This window comes from Sulfitobacter sp. (assembly GCF_036961165.1).
Taxonomy (GTDB): domain Bacteria; phylum Pseudomonadota; class Alphaproteobacteria; order Rhodobacterales; family Rhodobacteraceae; genus Sulfitobacter.
Genome location: NZ_JBALVJ010000069.1, coordinates 1 through 17,802, shown reverse-complemented (window position 1 = coordinate 17,802; position 17,802 = coordinate 1). Strand labels below are relative to the sequence as shown.

At 59.1% G+C, this 17,802-nt stretch carries 14 protein-coding genes and 3 pseudogenes; 7 read left to right on the top strand and 10 right to left on the bottom strand.

Annotated features, from left to right (window positions below):
* Positions 1-159: 159 nt before the first annotated feature.
* The 8 genes and pseudogenes from V7730_RS18755 to V7730_RS18720 all read right to left on the bottom strand — a co-directional run.
* Positions 160-398: pseudogene (locus tag V7730_RS18755) on the bottom strand (IS5/IS1182 family transposase); the annotation flags it as partial.
* Between the two features lie 126 nt (positions 399-524).
* Positions 525-1,626, bottom strand: a pseudogene (locus V7730_RS18750) (IS3 family transposase).
* A 303-nt stretch (positions 1,627-1,929) separates the two neighbouring features.
* Complete coding sequence (locus tag V7730_RS18745) at positions 1,930-3,237, bottom strand: TRAP transporter large permease (RefSeq protein ID WP_335749110.1); 1,308 nt, start codon at positions 3,235-3,237, stop codon at positions 1,930-1,932.
* Entirely contained in the window at positions 3,237-3,737 is a 501-nt protein-coding gene (locus V7730_RS18740; protein ID WP_335749109.1) for a TRAP transporter small permease, read from the bottom strand. The genes V7730_RS18745 and V7730_RS18740 overlap by 1 nt, the downstream gene beginning before the upstream one ends.
* A 61-nt stretch (positions 3,738-3,798) precedes the next feature.
* Positions 3,799-4,809, bottom strand: coding sequence for a TRAP transporter substrate-binding protein DctP (dctP, locus tag V7730_RS18735; protein WP_335749108.1), 1,011 nt, complete (start codon positions 4,807-4,809; stop codon positions 3,799-3,801).
* 55 nt (positions 4,810-4,864) lie between these two features.
* Positions 4,865-5,473: a 3-isopropylmalate dehydratase small subunit gene (gene leuD, locus V7730_RS18730; RefSeq protein ID WP_335749107.1), complete on the bottom strand. Its 609-nt coding sequence runs from the start codon at positions 5,471-5,473 to the stop codon at positions 4,865-4,867.
* The gene (leuC, locus tag V7730_RS18725; protein ID WP_335749106.1) at positions 5,470-6,867 is read right to left on the bottom strand and encodes a 3-isopropylmalate dehydratase large subunit; all 1,398 of its coding nucleotides are present in this window, start codon (positions 6,865-6,867) and stop codon (positions 5,470-5,472) included. Before leuC ends, leuD begins: the two co-directional genes overlap by 4 nt.
* Positions 6,864-7,679: a GntR family transcriptional regulator gene (locus V7730_RS18720; protein WP_335749105.1), complete on the bottom strand. Its 816-nt coding sequence runs from the start codon at positions 7,677-7,679 to the stop codon at positions 6,864-6,866. Before V7730_RS18720 ends, leuC begins: the two co-directional genes overlap by 4 nt.
* A gap of 150 nt (positions 7,680-7,829) precedes the next feature.
* On the opposite strand from V7730_RS18720, the gene V7730_RS18715 reads away from it, so the two are divergent.
* The 6 genes from V7730_RS18715 to V7730_RS18690 are packed head-to-tail and all read left to right on the top strand — an operon-like array spanning position 7,830 to position 14,957.
* Positions 7,830-8,396 (top strand): tautomerase family protein, encoded by a 567-nt coding sequence (locus V7730_RS18715; RefSeq protein ID WP_335749104.1) that lies wholly within the window; start codon positions 7,830-7,832, stop codon positions 8,394-8,396.
* The gene (locus V7730_RS18710) at positions 8,393-10,087 is read left to right on the top strand and encodes a hydantoinase B/oxoprolinase family protein (protein ID WP_335749103.1); all 1,695 of its coding nucleotides are present in this window, start codon (positions 8,393-8,395) and stop codon (positions 10,085-10,087) included. Before V7730_RS18715 ends, V7730_RS18710 begins: the two co-directional genes overlap by 4 nt.
* Positions 10,084-12,150, top strand: a complete 2,067-nt coding sequence (locus tag V7730_RS18705; protein WP_335749102.1) for a hydantoinase/oxoprolinase family protein — start codon at positions 10,084-10,086, stop codon at positions 12,148-12,150. The genes V7730_RS18710 and V7730_RS18705 overlap by 4 nt, the downstream gene beginning before the upstream one ends.
* Complete coding sequence (locus V7730_RS18700; protein WP_335749101.1) at positions 12,147-12,749, top strand: cysteine hydrolase family protein; 603 nt, start codon at positions 12,147-12,149, stop codon at positions 12,747-12,749. Before V7730_RS18705 ends, V7730_RS18700 begins: the two co-directional genes overlap by 4 nt.
* Positions 12,746-13,606: an isocitrate lyase/PEP mutase family protein gene (locus V7730_RS18695; RefSeq protein ID WP_335749100.1), complete on the top strand. Its 861-nt coding sequence runs from the start codon at positions 12,746-12,748 to the stop codon at positions 13,604-13,606. The genes V7730_RS18700 and V7730_RS18695 overlap by 4 nt, the downstream gene beginning before the upstream one ends.
* Positions 13,593-14,957, top strand: coding sequence for an FAD-dependent oxidoreductase (locus tag V7730_RS18690; protein ID WP_335749099.1), 1,365 nt, complete (start codon positions 13,593-13,595; stop codon positions 14,955-14,957). Before V7730_RS18695 ends, V7730_RS18690 begins: the two co-directional genes overlap by 14 nt.
* A gap of 70 nt (positions 14,958-15,027) precedes the next feature.
* On the opposite strand, the pseudogene V7730_RS18685 reads toward V7730_RS18690, so the two are convergent.
* Both V7730_RS18685 and V7730_RS18680 read right to left on the bottom strand, forming a co-directional pair.
* A pseudogene (locus V7730_RS18685) lies at positions 15,028-16,101 on the bottom strand (IS5 family transposase).
* Positions 16,102-16,106: 5 nt separating this feature from the next.
* Positions 16,107-16,529 carry a transposase gene (locus tag V7730_RS18680; protein WP_335749098.1) on the bottom strand — a complete coding sequence of 141 codons (423 nt, stop codon included), beginning with the start codon at positions 16,527-16,529 and terminating at the stop codon, positions 16,107-16,109.
* A gap of 299 nt (positions 16,530-16,828) precedes the next feature.
* On the opposite strand from V7730_RS18680, the gene V7730_RS18675 reads away from it, so the two are divergent.
* On the top strand, positions 16,829-17,086 hold the full coding sequence (locus tag V7730_RS18675; protein WP_335749097.1) for a glycine zipper 2TM domain-containing protein: 258 nt from the start codon (positions 16,829-16,831) through the stop codon (positions 17,084-17,086).
* Positions 17,087-17,802: the final 716 nt, after the last annotated feature.

Below are 17,802 nucleotides of genomic sequence, written 5' to 3'. Positions count from 1 at the left end.
TTCGGGTTGGATACATCTTAGCACGCTGTCCAATTTTGCCGGACCACTTCAGACCCCGGACTAAAAGAGAGGCTAAACGGGGCCAGCCCTTTGCCATAAATGTTGGCTTTATTGCTCAAATCTGTTTGAGGGTGAGATTGCCCTTCCCCCCAAACGGACTTAGCCGACGGCCACAGTACGTGGTATGCATGCGCTGTGAAGCCGTTGAGGATCACGGCACGGATTTGAATTTCTGCGACTTGGCGATCAAATTTGTGGACCACAAGCAATTCAACCAGCAGTTTCACCCACTGCATCTTGGTATCGATACGGCCCCGGCGGAGGTATCCGGTCAGGTTTCGCCACAAGGCGCCGCCCGGGTACTTTGAAGATCGGACCGCTTCGTTACGAGCCAGGGCTCGTAACGAAGCGGTCCGATCCTCAAAGTGGACCTATCACGTATTTGTGCCGCTCAAAGTGCTCGTTGACGCGACCTTCCGTTCGAAAGCGACAGGGCTTTTCCAGCCCCGTGCTGAGTGCCGCTGTCATAGATTGTAGAAGCCGTTAATGTATTCAAAGACTACCATCTCAGCAGACCGGCGTGTCTCCCACGTACCGCGCCAAATCAGCTCTGTCTTGATGGTCTTGAAGACCGTTTCAACGGCGGCATTATCATAGCAATTACCCTTGCCGCTCATTAACGCCCTGAACCCGTGCTGGCGAAGGATCTTCTGGTAGTCATGCGAGCAGGCTGCCCCGGTCCGTGTGATGGATGCAGCCTTTGGATGGCGCTCGGAATGCTATGGTCATGTTTAAAGCCAGAATCGCCAAATCACGCCTCATTCGGTTGCTGACGGCCCAATCAATGACACGACGAGAGTGCAGGTCAAGGATCTCCGCAAGATATAGTCAGCCTTCGCGGGTCCAGATATAAGTAATGTCACCTGCCCATTTCTGGTTTGGACCATCTGCTGTGAAGTTTCGGTCCAGCAAGTTGGGCCCGATGTTGAACTTGTGATTACTGTCCGTCGTTGCCTTATATTTAGGCGTTCTAACAACAGGTATACCGTTCTGGCGCATCAAACGGCCAACGCGGCGGTGGCCTAGATCCAGGCCGATCTCTTTCAATTTTTCCGTCATGCGCGGCCTGCCATAGCGACCAAGGCTGAGACGCGGCTGCTCCTTGATGTACGCTAGCGTGACCAGATCAGACCGCTGTCTGCGGCTGGCAGGACGACTGCGGAACGCCAGCAAACCAAGTGAACTGACGTCCATCACACGACACATTTGATCGATGAAAAATGCAGATTGGTGCTCTTCCCCTCTCGTGCATGAAGACATGCTCTGCCAGACAGTGAATGAACTTAAACCTCACGGCTTTAGGCTCGCAAAGAACACCGTGGCCTTTTTTAGAATTGCCCTTTGCTCCTTGAGGATGCGGTTCTCACGCCGAAGCCGGTCATTCTCTTGGGCGAGGCTCAAATCCTCTTTCGACACCACGTCCGTGTCTCGATGCGCTGTGATCCATTTGTTCAGCGTCGACATCCCGACACCCGGGTCATCAGCCACTTGCTTGTGCGTCAGCCCGCTAGTCAGCGCTATGCGCACCGCACCCTTACGAAATTCGGCAGTCCGTGTTCGTCCCATAGTTCGTCTCCTTTGTTGCAGTAAATGCGATCAAAGGAGCGGCATCAAACCGGGACAGGTCCAGACCGCGCCTGATGCGCGCCCCACATCAAGGCAAGGTTGCACGACACTGCCGGGCGCAACCCTTCAGCCTTACCATCCAAGATGGGCCAGACTGTCGCCATGCAGGTGCCCAGCATGAGCACCGCATCAGCACCGCTACCGGACAAATTGCGATTTGCTTTCAAAACTCCGTCGCCCCTCATCGCATAGATCAGGTGGAAGGCATCAGACGCATTTGACGGGCCAGCCCTGACGCCTCAATTACAACCGCGTCAGCCACAACGCCAAATCCGGGAAGATGATCAAGAGAGCCACCAGCAGCATCGAACATCCGATATAGGGAAAGGCTGAGAGATATATCTCGCGCATTGTCGTTCCTTTCGGGGCGACCCCCTTCATTACGAAAAGGAGCAATCCAAAGGGTGGTGTGGTGAAACTAATCTCTAGCGCAAGAAGGATGATGAGACCAAACCAGATCGGATCAAATCCAAGCGACGCGGCCAGCGGGAAGAAGATGGGCACGGTCAGCAGCATTATGGAAATCTGCTCCATGAACATTCCCAGCAGCAACAGAACGCCGAACATCACCAGCAGCATCGCGATCGGCGCGATGTCAAAGGACGTGGCCCAGCGGATCAGCCCGCTCGACGCGCCCGAGAATGCCAGCAGTTGGCTGAAGGTCGCAGAGCCGAAGACGATGAGATAGGCCATCAACGTCACACGCAGCGCGCCGATCACGGATTTCTTCATTGCTTTCCATGTCAGACAGCGGAAGAGAACCGCAAGGATCAGCACTCCCAAAGCACCAAAAGCCGCGGCCTCGGACGGGGTAATCAGCCCGGCAACCATGCCGATCACAATAAGCACCATGACCGACAGCATGGGCAGAACATCGCCAAATATCAGCCGCAACTTCTGGCCTGCGGTCAGTAGTTCGACCTCATAGGCCGGCGCGGCCTCCGGGTCGATCCAAGTCTGAAGCCAGATCGTCGCCATGTAAAACGCTGCCAGGATCAATCCCGGCACGATCCCGGCAAGGAGCAACGCCCCGACGTCGATCCTGGCCAGTGTGGCCAACAGGACCGCAAGAGCCGACGGCGGAATGATAATTGCAAGCCCGCCGGTGCCGAGGATCGGTCCGATAGACATGTGTTTCTTGTACCCGCGCGCGGTCATTTCAGGGACCATCAGACTGCCAAGTAGCGCCGTCGATCCCATGGACGATCCAGACAGAGTCGAAAAAGCAGTGCCGCCCAGCACTGTTACATAAGACAGCCGTCCCGGGAGCTTGCCGAGCAACCGATCGATCGCATTGAACATGCGCGCGCCCAAGCCGGTGTGAAAGAATATCTCGCCCATCAACAAGAACAGCGGGATCGGCACGAGCGCGTAGTTAGTAAGCCCACCAAATCCGTTGTCGAGCAACAGCGACACGCCCCGTGCCCCGCCCATAAAGAACCATGCACCTACGATATTAGCCGCAAGAAAGGCCAGCGCCACCGGCATGCCAATCGCCATCAAGAACAGGATTGACCCTAAAAGCAGGGCCAATGATTCAAACCATTCCATTATTCGTGTATCCCTGCTTCGCCGGAGTGCATCAGGTCATCGCCAAAGACGAAGCGCGAAAATTCCACCGCCATTAGGCCAAAACTGACCGGGAAGGTGAGTGAGAGTATCCATTTCGGGAAATAGTAAGCGCGTACGTCAAAATCGTTGCGCGCGATATTGGTCAGGAACATCTCGGCCCCCTTCCAAGCAAGGATCGCGCAGGTCACCACACAGATTACCGCCACCAGACGGCTGACCACATGGCTTATTTTGACTGGCAATGCGGCCGTCAACAATTCGATATGCACATGGCCCTTTTCGCGCACCAACCAAGGCGCGCCGAGCATCGTCATATAAAGGATCGCATATTCCGACGAGGTAAAGAGCCAGGCAAAGGGTTGTAGCCCCGCGTTGCGCATCACCACTGACAAGATGACCGATACCATCAGCCAGACCAGCATGGCACCTGCGATTCCCGCCATCGCATAAAGAAATCCACGGTAGATCCGTCTGAACATCGGGGCGGCCTTTCTGTAAGAGGAAAGACGGCGCGCCGGGCAGCGGCGCGCCGATGGGCCCTTAAGGGGCTTTAGACTTATCGTAGAACAGCTCGATCAGCTTGTCGTAGTTGCCGTCGCCCTGCGGGCTGTCGACCATCAAGCCTTTCATGCGGTCCCAAGTATTCTGGGTCGCGGCCTCAATGTAGTTGGCGGCCGCCTCGCCTTCGAGGGTGACAACCTTCATGCCGTCCTCTTCGAGCTTGGCGAAATCTTCGTCCCGCACGGCGCTCAGATTTTCCGTGCTCGACTGCTCATGCGCGATGGCGGTGTCTTGGATAATCTTGCGCGCCTCGTCAGAGAGGCTGTCCCACTTTTCAAGGTTCACGATCACGCCAAGATCGGTCGAAAAGAAGCAGGGTTCGATCCGGTAGTTGAGGAACTCGTTCCACTTGAGGTCGATCAGTCCAATTTGCGTCCAACCGGTCGCATCGACCACGCCGCGCTCCAGCGCCGAATAGACTTCGGTTGTCGGCAGGTCGATCACCTGCGCGCCGAGGTATTCGGTGAAGAAAGCGTTATAGACGGCGTTGCCGCGCAGTTTCAGGCCGGACACATCAAGGTTGCCGCTCTCGTCGAGCGACGGCTCTTCGCGGGTCCACAGGTTGTAGCAGACGCCGCTGTCGAACCAGCCAAGGTATTTCACGCCCATCTTTTCCTGATGGATCTGGTCGATCAACTCAATCCCGCCGTTCTCGCGCACTTCTGGCCCGGTCAGGTTCGAAGTTACCAAGGCATCCTTTTCAGGCAGCGACCCAGCATAGAAACTGCCCGGCGTATAGACCATGTCGACCACGCCATTGCGCACTGCATCGGGCTGCTGGAACATGCCGATGGCCTCTGGTCCACCGCGAACCTCAATCTGCACAACGCCTTCGCCGGCTGCGTTCACCTTGTCCACGAATTCGAGGAACGACTTGGTGTAGATCAGCGATTCCGGGAAGGCGTGAACTGCCGTCAGCGTTTCTTGTGCGAAAGCAGCACCTGTCAGAGCCGTGGTGGCGAGGATGCCCCCAATTATCGTATGTTTCATTTCTTTCTCTCCCTGATTGTGGGGCTTTGGCCCCGTGATTGATGTGCCATTGAAGTCAGGACACGGCACCGCCCTTGGTTAAAGGAATGACCCATGGATGCGCGGCTTCGCGTGTCTTGCGAAACGCCTCGATCTGCACGCCATGCTGCGCGGTAAGATCAATGTCATCCCAGCCGTTCACCAGTTTCTCTTGCCAGACCGGATCAAGGTCGAGCGACAGTTCGGTCCCCGCAATCACGGCCCTCCCGGTACAGAGGTCGATCTTTGCGGAAGCATCTCCAGTGCCGATCTTGCTGATCAGCATTTCGATCTCTTCTTCGGTCACCCGCGCGGGCAGCAACCCGTTGTTCACCGCGTTTCCCGCAAAGATATCGCCGAAACTTGGGGCAAAAACCGCCCAGACGCCGAAATCGACGAGCGCATAGACCGCCGCTTCGCGGCTGGAGCCGCTGCCGAAGTTCCGCCGGGTGACAAGCACCTCTGCGCCCGCGAAACGGTTCAGTACATGGTCTGGATCGTCTTGCCGCGCGTCGTGCAGCAGGAATGCACCGTAGCCCTCTGAGCGGGGCGCGGACATGAACCGGGCCGGGATCAACTGGTCAGTATCAACATTGGCCTGCGCCAGCGCGACGGCCTTTCCCTCCAGTGCGGTCCACCCCTTCATGTCCGCCCCTCCAGCAAAGGCCGCACGTCTGCAAGATGTCCTGCCACCGCTGCGGCGGCCACCATGGCGGGACTCATCAGATGGGTGCGCGCACCGCGCCCTTGCCTCCCCTTAAAGTTGCGGTTGGTCGAGGATGCACAGCGCTTGCCCGCCTCAACCTTGTCACCGTTCATCCCGACGCACATCGAGCACCCCGCATCGGCCCATTCCAACCCCGCGGCGGTAAAAATCTGTGCCAACCCTTCGGCCTCGGCCTGTTTTTTGACCTGCGCCGAGCCCGGCGATACCAGCCCCGGCACCTTGGCCACGCGTCCGACCATAACCTTGGCAGCGAGCCGCAGATCCTCGATCCGGCCATTAGTACACGACCCGATGAAAACCTGATCGACCGCGACCTGATCCAGCGGCATTCCCGGCGTTAGCGCCATATAGTCGAGCGCCGCCTGAACCGTCTCACGTCGCGACCCTGCCATCTGCTCCGGGTCCGGCACTTGACCGGTGATCGGCAGCGCCTGCTCTGGCGAAGTGCCCCAGGTCACCGTCGGCGCGATTGCGGTGCCGTCCAGCGTCACTTCTTGGTCAAACACCGCCCCATCGTCGCTGCGCAGGTCTTGCCAATTGGACACAGCCGCGCCCCAAGCGTCGCCACTCGGCGCAAAAGGCCGACCCTTGATGTAATCAACCGTCACCTGATCCGGCGCGACAAGTCCCAGCCGCGCGCCGCCTTCAATGCTCAGGTTGCACAGAGTCAGGCGGCCCTCCATCGACAAGGCGCGGACCACCGGCCCCGCGTATTCTATCGCATGACCGCGAGCACCGTCTGCGCCAAGCTCGGAAATCCAATGCAGCGCCAGATCCTTGGCCGTCACCCCCGGCCCGAGCGCACCCTCAGCGGTGATCCGCATGGTTTTGGGCCGCTGCTGCCAGACAGTCTGTGTGGCAAGTATATGTGCGACCTCCGTCGCTCCCACGCCAAAGGCCAGCGCGCCGAAAGCGCCATGGGTCGATGTGTGGCTGTCGCCGCAGTTAATCAGCAGGCCCGGCAATGTCAGCCCTTGTTCGGGGCCAATCACATGCACAATCCCCTGCTCCGGATCGCGCAGATCGAACAACTTCAACCCATGCGCCCTTGAGTTCTCGCCCAGCGTTTTGATCATCCGGCGAATGTCCGGGGCCACCGAGCCGGGCCGCGTTGGCGCATAGTGATCAACGACCCCGAAGGTCAGTTCGGGCGCGGCCACGCTAAGTCCCCGCTCCTTCAACTTGGCGAATGCGTGATGTGACCCTTCGTGAACAAGGTGCCGATCCACGAACAGCAGTGATGTGCCATCGTGGCGGCGCAAGACTTCATGCGCGGACCACAGCTTTTCGAGCAATGTTCGCGGCGCGGTCATTCGGCGGTTTCCCTTTTTGGCGTCTGAATCACCGGCTCCCAATGGCGCCCCTCACCTGCGCCCACGCGGCTGAGCGACATTTCCAGCTTGAACATGTCAGGTCGATAAAGTGCTGAAAGATACTCAACCCCTCGCCCCTCTGAATTGCGCACCACTCGGTCGATCGAAAGCAGCGGCGCACCGATACTGACGCCAAGCGCTTCGGAGACATCGGGAGAGGCGAGCGTGGCGCTAACGCTCTGATTGGCTGAGGTCACCTTGACCCCCGACCGCTCGAGCAGGCGAAAGAGCGGCGTGGTCGCCAGCTCCGCTTCGGAATAGCCTTGGGCGATATCTTCCGGCACCCAGGTAGTCAGGTGCGAAAACGGTATGCCCTCAACCAGACGTAGCCGGACCGCCATCTGCACGCGATCACGGGGCAGCAGCCCCATCGCGCTTGCAATACCGCCAGGTGCCACACCATAGCTAAAGGACAACAGCCGCGCGGTCGTGCTCTGCCCCATTTCCACCAACTGCGGAATTAGGGTGCTGAAATCAGCAGCCATCGCGGGCTGTGGCCTTGGCCCGCAGACCGTGGTTCCCGACCCGGCCCGCCGCTTGATCAGCCCCTCGCGTTCCAGCGCATCCAGAGCCCGGCGCACCGTGACACGTGAAACCTCCAACGTCGCGGCCAACTTCTGCTCACCCGGAAGCGCCTCACCTACCGAATAGATGCCGCGCGTAATTTCTTGCTGAAGGTGCAAGTAAACGCGCCGCGCCTTGCCCCCCTCGGGCAACGTTCCGATCTGATCTGAAGAATGATTCCGTGTCATTTCGGCCCCGTGGATTTCTTTAACCCTAACAACCAAAATTTTTAAATCAAGAAATCTATCTGCTATTTGGCAAATTATTTGACCTATACTGATGCGATAATCTGTACTACCAATAATACAGATTGACCAATGAGGAGGAAGGGAGATGCCGTGCCGATCGTCGAGATCCATTTGATCGAAGGCTATAGCGACGCAGACAAGTCCCGTCTTTGCACAGCACTGACGCAGGCCGCACGACTGGTCGTGCCTGCGGCGCCAGACGCGATCACCGTGATGGTCCATGAACTTCCGCCGGGCCACTACATGCGCGGCAATGCCCATCGCCAGCCCGCCCCGGCCAAGCCGGACCCAAGCGACGTGGTGCGCCGGTATCTTGCCGCAATGGAGGCGCGCGAGCTAAAGCAGGCGACCGCCCTATTGTCGGACGGCTTTACCATGACATTTCCCGGCACTGCCCCGATGACCACCCTCGACCAACTGATCACTTGGGCCGGGCCACGGTACAGGTTCGTTACCAAGACCTACAAAGGCTTTGATGCGTTGCAAAGCGAAAGCGAAGCGGCCGTGGTCTACTGCCGTGGCACGCTTGCCGGTGAATGGCCCGATGGTACGGCCTTTGGTGGCATCCGGTTTATTGACCGGTTCGAGGTCATCAAAGACAAAATAATTCGCCAAGACGTGTGGAACGACATAGCAGAAACAAGGGACGCCCCATGACAGACGAAATTGACCCCATCACCCTTGCGGTCCTTGCCGGGCGCATGGAACAGATCGCCGATGAGATGGACGCGACCCTGTTTCGTGCCGCATTCAACCCGATTATCGCCGAAGCGCATGACGCCTCGCACGGGCTTTACCATGCCACCTCCGGCGATACGCTGGTACAGGGCAAGTCCGGTCTTCCGATCTTCGTGGGCGTGATGTCCTTTGCCGTAAAGGCGGTGATCGATAAAGCGGCGGAGCATGGCGACCTTGAAGACGGCGACATCTATATTTTCAACGATGCACACCTCGGCGGCACCCATCTGAGCGACATGCGTGTGGTGCGCCCCTATTTCCAAGACGGCAAGCTGTTTTGCTATCTCGCCTCTGTCGGCCATTGGCATGATGTCGGTGGCGCGGTGCCGGGCAACTACAACCCTGCCGCCACCGACGCTTTCCAAGAGGCTTTCGTCCTGCCGCCCGTGCGGCTGGCCAAAGCCGGGGTAGTGCAGACCGACATCATCGACATTCTGATGCGCAATACGCGCTTGCCACAATCAGCGCAGGGCGATCTCAACGGTCAGCTCGGTGCGCTGGATCTTGGCGTGCGGCGGTTGGATGAACTTCTCGACGAATACAGCGCCGAGACGGTGCGCGCCGGGCTGGACGCTCTGCAAAATCGGGCTGAGACTCTGATGCGGGCCGAACTGACCGATCTGCCAGACGGGCGGTGGGAGGCCGAGGATTTCCTCGACAACGACGGCATCACCGATGAACCGCTGCTGATTAAGGTTGCCTTGGAGATCAAGGGCGACACCATGACGCTCGACTTCTCCGGCACCGCCGATCGCTGTGCCGGGCCGGTCAACATCGCGCTACCGACCGCCGTCGCGACCGCTTATGTTGCGATCAAACACATCTTTCCAAGCCTGCCCGCCAACGCAGGCGTCATGCGCCCTATCGACGTAATAATTCCCGAAGGGTCGCTACTATCGGCCCCCTTCCCCGCCCCCGTGGGTGGCTATACCGAGACGATCCTGCGCATGATCGACGTCATCTTTGCCGCCGCCTCGCAGGCCGCGCCGGAGCGGGTGGTGGCCAATGCCTATGGTACGATCAACGCTCTTTCCATCTCAGGTAAGCGGGCGAATGGGCAACCTTGGGTGATGTTCAGCTTCTACGGCGGCGGGCATGGCGGCTCGATCGAAAGCGACGGGTTGAACCACGGCAATGCGCCGATCTCAACCGCGACAATTCCGCCGATGGAAATTCTGGAAGCCGCCTATCCGGTGATGTTCAAACAATGGGCCCTGCGCCCTGACAGCGCTGGCGCAGGTCAGCACCGGGGCGGCATGGGTGCAACCTATGAGATCGAAGTGCTCGAGGAATCCGCCACCGCCTTTCTGTTCGGTGAGCGCGGTCGCTTTGCCCCTAAGGGGGCCGCAGGCGGCGGTGAGGCGGCAAAGAATGAATTCGCATATGAACAGGACGATGGCTGGCACAACCCGCCGATGGCCTCGAAGATGGTGGGGATCAAGCTCAAGCGCGGCCAGTCTGTGCGCCTCGACACCCCCGGCGGCGGCGGCTATGGCCCGGCATCAAAACGTGACGCCGCAGCCGTCGCACGGGACGTCGCGGGAGGGCTGATGAGCGCAGATCTTGCCACCCAGACCTACGGCGCAGCTTGGAAGGAAGTTACAGAATGAGCAGCAGCAACCGGATGATCGGCGTCGATGTAGGCGGTACCTTCACAGACATTTTCGTGCTCGACGAAGCCACGGGCATCGCCGAAGTCGCCAAGGTGCCGACCACCCGGCCAGACCAGTCGGTCGGCTTTCTTGCCGGGATCAATTCGCGGGTATCGGACATCTCCACCGTCTCGGTGGTCGTCCATGGGACCACGGCGGGCACCAATGCCTTGCTGGAACGCAAAGGCGCGCGGATTGGGGTGATTACCACCCAGGGTCTGCGGGACGTGCTGGAAATGCGCCGCCGGGACCGCCCCCGCACATGGGGCCTGCGCGGCGAATTCAAGCCGGTCGTGGACCGCGAAGTGCGCCTTGAGGTGCCCGAGCGAACGCTGGCCGATGGCACGGTCCGCACCCCTGTCGATCTGGATGCCGTCAGGCAGGCGGCGCGTCAGCTTATCGATGACGGCTGCCTTGCCTGCGCGATCCTCTTTGCCAACAGCTATGCCAATGGGGAAAACGAGCGCGCGGCGGTGCAGGCGGTGCGAGAGATCTGGCCAAATGCCCATGTCTCTGCCTCGGCCGAAATCCTGCCTGAAATCCGCGAGTTCGAACGGTTTTCGACCACGGCGCTGAACGCCTATCTGCAACCCGAAGTCTCTGGCTACCTCGCGCGATTGGAAACGGCGCTGAAGCAGGGCGGCTTTGGCGGTGAGTTCATGATCGTGCAGTCCAATGGCGGCGTCATGGATGTGGACACCGCAGCCCGCTTACCGGTGCGCACCGCGCTGTCCGGCCCAGCTGCGGGGGTAATCGCCGCAGGCTATATAGCCGAGGCGGCGGGTTTCCCAGATGTCATCACCGGGGACATGGGCGGTACATCTTTTGACGTTTCGCTGATTGCCAAGGGGCAGTCGATGCTCTCGCCGCAGACCTCCATCGATTTTGGCATGGTCGTGCGCTCACCGATGATCGAGATCACGACGATCGGCGCGGGCGGCGGCTCGATTGCTTGGGTCGACAAGGGCGGGTTGTTGAATATCGGCCCGGAAAGCGCCGGATCGATCCCCGGCCCCGTGGCTTACGGTCAGGGCAACACCCGCCCCACGGTCACCGACGCCAACGTCGTGCTCGGACGAATCGACCCCGACAACCCGATCGGGGGCAAGCTGGAACGGCTTGATGTGGAAGCGGCCTCTGACGCGATCTTGCGCCATGTAGGTGAGCCGCTCGGGCTGGATGCGCTGGCGGCGGCGGAGGCGATCTTGCGCGTGGCCAACAGCCGAATGGCCGGTGCGCTGCGCCTTGTGTCCATCGAACGTGGCTTTGACCCCAAGCAATTCGCCTTCATGCCTTTCGGCGGCGGTGGCGCTCTGCACGCTGGTGCGATGCTTGCGGATGTCGGCCTCGCGCGGGCCATCGTGCCGCGCTATCCGGGCGTCACCTCGGCCATGGGCTGTGTGATCGCTGACATGCGACAGGATTTCGTGCAGACGATCAACGCAGGCCTCGCGGGGATCGACATCCTCGCGCTGACGGACTTCATGCAATCCCATGTCGACAGCGGCAACGCCACGCTGGACGCGTCTCGCACCCATTTCGAAGGCCGCGACATCAAGTTCACGCTTGATATGGCCTACCTGGGTCAAACTCACACCGTGCCCGTCCCCCTACCCGTGACTGTGAAAAACGGGACCATCACGCCGCCGACAGAGCAGCAGATCGGTGACGCTTTCGATGCGGCCTACCGCGCCACCTATGGGCGTCTGCTAAAGAATGGCACCCGCCGTGTCATCAACCTGCGCTCTGCCGTCACCGGTCGCCGCCCGCGTTTCGATCTGGCCACCCTCGCTCCCCAAGGCGGCAGCATCAAGGCAGCCCATAAGGGCTGCCGTCAGGTCCATTTTGGGGACCGCTGGCACAAGACCGAGCTGTATGACCGCCTCGCCCTGCCCGTGGGGGCCGAGATCCTCGGCCCGGCTATCCTTGAGCAGCCCGATGCCACTGTGCTGATCGAACCGGGATTGTTGGGCAAAGTGGATTCCTATGGCAACACATTGATCGAGAGGGTCTCGACATGACACCATCCGACACCGCCCTGCTAACCATCGACCTGCAAAACGACTTTCTGCATACAGAGGGTGCCTATGGCCGGGCCGGACAAAGCGCTGAGGCGATCCTCGCCCTACCCGAGCGGATAGCGCCGCTGAAAGATGCCCTGACGCAGGCCGGCGGCTGCTATGTCTCGGCCCAGTTCACCCTTGTGCCGGGGCGCGATGATGAGCCGTTGATCGCAGACCACCTGCGCAAGCTGCGGCCCTTCCTCACCAAAGGAGATTTCGCGCCCGGTGGTTTCGGCCATTCGCTGGTCGACACGCTGGCCCCAGCGGATTTTACCGTGGAAAAGGTCGCCTATTCCGCCTTCTACCAGACCCGGCTGGAATACATCCTGCGCGCAATGAAAATCGACACGTTAATCATCGGCGGGATCGTCACCAACGGCGGCGTGGCCAGCACTGTGCGCGACGCGCATCTGCGCGACATTCACACGATTTTGCTCTCTGACGGATGCGCGGCATTCAAAGAGGATGTACACAAAGCCACGCTGACATCGTTGGGCTCCATCACCAAGGTGATGACCTGCGCCGAAGCCACCGCGATGTTTGGAGACGCAACATGACCCTGCGCAGCCGCTTGACCAAAGATGAAATCCTGATTGCGCCGGGGGTTTTTGACGGGCTGACCGCCACCCTTGCCACGGATGCAGGGTTTGAGGCGCTGTATCTTTCGGGTGCTGCCGTCGCCTACACGCGGCTGGGGCGACCCGACATTGGCCTGACCACAGCATCTGAGATGGCCGACACCATGACCCTGATCGCCGACCGCACCGATCTGCCGGTTATCATGGATGCCGACACCGGCTTCGGCAACGCCCTGAACGCGCGGCGCACGATGCAAAGCTATGAGCGCGCCGGGGCCGCCGCCTTGCAGGTCGAGGATCAGAGCTATCCCAAGAAATGCGGCCACCTGTCCGACAAATCGCTGATCCCCATGGCAGAGATGGCTGGAAAGATCGCCGCCATGGCCGACGCCCGCCGACATGACACACTGATTGTCGCCCGCACCGACGCCATCGCGGTCGAGGGTTTTGACGCCGCGATTGACCGGGCGGGCAGCTATATTGATGCAGGCGCGGACGTGTTGTTTGTCGAAGCGCCACGCAACAGCGACGAGTTGGGCAAGGTCGCACAGATCTTCAAGGGGCGCGTGCCCCTGCTGGCCAATATGGTCGAAGGCGGTGCGACGCCGATCTCCTCGGCGGCGGATTTGCAAGGCATGGGCTTTAACATCGTGATCTTCCCCGGCGGCATTGTCCGCGCCTTGGCGCGCACGGCTCAGGACTATTATGCCAGCCTGCGCAAAGAAGGCAGCAATACCCCTTTTGCGGATCGTATGCATGATTTTGACGGGCTGAACGACGCGATCGGCACGAATGAGATGCTCGCCATGGGCAAGCGGTTCGATGGCAACAACTGAGCTCGAACCGCTTGCGGCCTTCGACCTGTCGGTCGAAACGCTGATCATCGGCGCCGGTGCCTGCGGCATGGTCGCTGCCTTGGCAGCGCATGAGGCGGGGCAAGACGTGCTGCTGGTCGAAGCCGATCCGGTGCCGTCCGGCTCCACCGCCCTCAGCGCGGGATTGATCCCGGCGGCGGGCACGCGCTTTCAGACCGAGGCCAGGATCGAAGACACCCCGGCCCTTTTCGCGCAGGACATTCAGGCAAAAGCCCACAATGAGAACGACCCCGATCTGGTCGCGGCCCTCGCCGGGCAAGCGGGCGCGGTCATCGAATGGCTGGCGGACAGCCACGGCCTACTCTTCTCATTGGTCAGCGATTTCGACTATCCGGGCCATAGCCGCCGCCGCATGCACGGGCTTCCCCAGCGGGCGGGGCGCGAGCTGATGGATGCGCTGCGCAGCCGGATCGAAGCGCTCGATATTCCGCTGATCTGCCACCGACGGGCCAGCCGCCTATTCGCGCAAAACGATGTAATCGCGGGGGCGGAACTGACCCTGCCCGACGGAAGCTGCGAAACGGTCGGCTGCAGACGGCTCATCCTCGCCTGTAACGGCTTTGGCGGAAATCAGGAGATGGTAGCCAAACACATGCCAGACATCGCCGACGCGGTCTGGTTTGGACATGATGGCAACCGGGGCGAAGCGATCAACTGGGGTCGCGCGCTCGGCGCGGCGACCCGCCACCTTGGCGCGTACCAAGGCCACGGCAATGTCGCCCATCCGCATGGCATTCTGATCACTTGGGCCACGATCACTGAAGGCGGGTTTCAGGTGAATGCGCAGGGCCAGCGGTTCTGGAATGAGAGCCAAGGCTACTCCGAAGCCGCGCGCGCAGTGATGGCCCAGCCGGGGGGCAGTGTCTGGACCATTTTTGATGGGCGCATCGCCGCGATTGCACGGCAGTTTGATGATTTCAAACTGGCCGAGCAGCAAGGGGCGATTGCCGTGGCTGACAATGTTGCGGCTTTGGCAGATCAGCTCGGCATCCCACGCACGGGCTTGCAGCAAACATTCGACGCGCTGCCGCAGGACGGCCGCGATGACTTTGGCCGGTCTTGGCAATCTCAGCCGCTCGTCCCGCCCTACCACGCGGTAAAGGTCACCGGCGCTCTGTTCCACACCCAAGGCGGGCTGGAAATTGACCCTGCGACGGCACGGGTGCGCAAGGCCGATGGGGGCAGCTTTGCCAACCTTTTTGCCGCTGGCGGTGCCGCCTGCGGTGTGTCCGGTACAGGCGACAGCGGATATCTCTCAGGCAATGGCCTTCTGGCCGCAACAGTGCTGGGCTATATCGCCGGACGGGGATGATTATCCCGGCGGCCCGGGCTTTGTTGCACAAGTCGGGTGAAGGACGTTCTTCCCCTTACCCCAGACGGACTTAGCCTAAAGGCTCAGTGACAGGCATGCCAAGAGCCATGTAGCGGTTCAGCACGGCGATACGGATTTGGATCTCAGCAACCTGCCTTTCAAAGTCCCTCGCCATCAACGATTGGCCAAGTAGTTTCATACAGTGGATCTTCGTTTCGACGCGGCTTCGGCGGTGGTATCCGCTCCAGCGTCGCCACAGGGTGCGGCCCAGATATCGTTGCGCATTGACGGCATCGTTGCGGGCGATTGCTCAGGCACTCGTCGGTTTCCAGGGCTTTGCATTCTTGCGTGGCGGGACCACCGCACGTGCATCTCTGGCGGCAATCGCCTCGTGGCATTTACGGGTGTCATACGCCCCATCCGCAGTAACGCTGCCGATGTCCCGATCGGATAGAATTTAGTTCAGAAGTTCGGGTAGCATGGGTGCGTCACCAATGTTGCTTCCGGTGACTTCGACCGCTCGCACTTCAAGCGTTTCCTCATCGATGCCCCCTCTCGGCAGCATCCTTTGGATGCACCTGCCGGGCAATGAATGTGTATCTTACGCCAGACGCGGCGTTTGGAGTCTCCATGCTTGCGTGCATTCCACTCGCCTTCATCTTCGGCCTTGATGCCTGTGCTGTCCACTGCCCGGCAGTCGCCGCTTGCGGCGATGAGAGGGGATGAGGAGGTTCAATGGCACCGTGGTGCCACGATACGGCAGGCTCACGTTCAGTGTTTGCTGACGTCGGCATAAGGTGCTGAAATCTGGCGTAGCCCAATCCAGCCCGACAAGCCGCAGCAGGCTCTTGACGAACCCAGTTGCCCGGCGAAGCGGCATGCCGAAAAGGACCTTCATCCCCTTCTCGGGACATTGCTGCGCAATGCCCTGCCGGGCAATGGTCAGACAGGTCTGAATGGCGGCATCACTGAATTTCTGTTGCCGACCGCGTTTGCCGCTTGGCGGTGGTGTCCAAACCGACTTCTCACACATGCAAGCATGTGCTACCAGTCAATGGATAGACAATGATCCGCGCTGATTCAAGCTGTCATTGTAAGACGACCAATTCTTGGTATTGTACTTCGTAGGGACCCAACTGCTCATCCCAGTCAGCTATCACGCTGGATCCATAGAGTGAATCCCATCAGCCCATTTATGCAACAAAGCCGCTGTTCTTCAGTAGTTTCCATCGGCTGGTCAGGATCAGATCCGTGTAATTCCGATTGATCATGCGCCTTGCATTCGCTTGAACTCATCGCTTCAGCCCTTGTGACAAAAAATCGTTTTCGACCGCCAGCTTCCCCGATTTTGGCATGCAGTTCTTTGACTTTTGCCCCGTTGTCTTCCGCTTTCCTGACATTGTCGGAAAATACGCCCGTCAGTCCATTAATCGTCCGCCGTTTCCACGTCATCATCTGCGCCGGATGGATCTTATGCTTGGTCGCAATCTCTTGCACCGTCTTATCGGCACGCAGCGTTTCAAGCGCCATGGTAGCTCTAAATTTGTCAGGAAAACTGCGTCTTTGGGTCATTTGTGTATCCTATCGTCAATGTTGGATACGTGTTAGCACACTGTCCAGTTTTGCCGGACCACTTCAATAAGTCAGAATGTGATATGATCACGCGGAAATCAGTTCGGGTAAGGCAGCATCACCCCTAATCTTTCGCTCGGATTGATCAATATCAACCCTTCGGTCTCGGAATCGGGTGATGATCACGATGGCCAGTCCAAAAACGCGGCACCCACTGCGATGGACTGGAAACAATCCGACCAACCCCCCCCCGATGGGTCCAATGCTTTGGTCGGGCAACCGAATAAAAGGATTACGACATGAGAAATTTTCTAGCGATACTGCCCCTGATCATTCCGATAGCCGCCTGTCAAACCCAGCAAGACTCAACGATAGCGGGTGCGGCAACCGGTGCGTTGATCGGGGCTGCAGTGTCCGGAGACGATGACAAGGTGCTGGGTGCAATCATTGGCGGCGCTGCCGGAGCGTACGCAGGGAGCTACATTGGCCGTACCCAATCCGGTTCCTGCGTCTACGAGCGAACAGATGGCTCGCGCTATGTCGACACCTGTCCTTAAATAAGGAATCTTGATGATAGGCCATCTCATCAAAGTCAAAGCGATTGATCTGATACTTATCTGATCACAATCATGCTGCACATCTGTCATTCGTACATTGGGCAGTATTTAGATCGGTGCGCAGAGCGAAGGTAATATTGAAGCAGTCGCTGGTTGGAGTTGGATGTTGCGGGCATCAATTACGCTGCAAACAACGCAACCAGCATCAACCCGCCATCGCAAAACACTCTCGTAAAGCCAGAAAAAATTTGGCCGTATCGTGTATCGAGAAGCCTCCGTATAAACACGGAGACCCTTTCTAACGTAAGTTCAAAGAGATACGCTCCCAAATTAAAATAACCTGAGAACTCATATCAAATTCTAAAGGGTTTACTGGGGTCGATGAACCGCTTCCTGAAAGTGGCGTGCTGCTGCCTTGCGCGCTACCAAGAGCAAAATATTGGTATGATAGATCCATCTTAATCGGGCCATTTTCACTTTGTCCTACATTCCATGAAACACTGGCACCCAAAGACCAAGCCAAATTTGTGTTGTAATCGATGCATACAACCCCGCAGCATGCCTATTTCCAGGTGACTGCAAGGCAGCTATATTTGCGCTATGCGCCAATAAGGGGCACTAAATCTATCTATTTTCAGATTTTTGTTGGGGATTACTTCGTATTTGTAAAACGCACAGCAATAATGGGCCGCAGAAACGGCTGCGACATAGCGCAG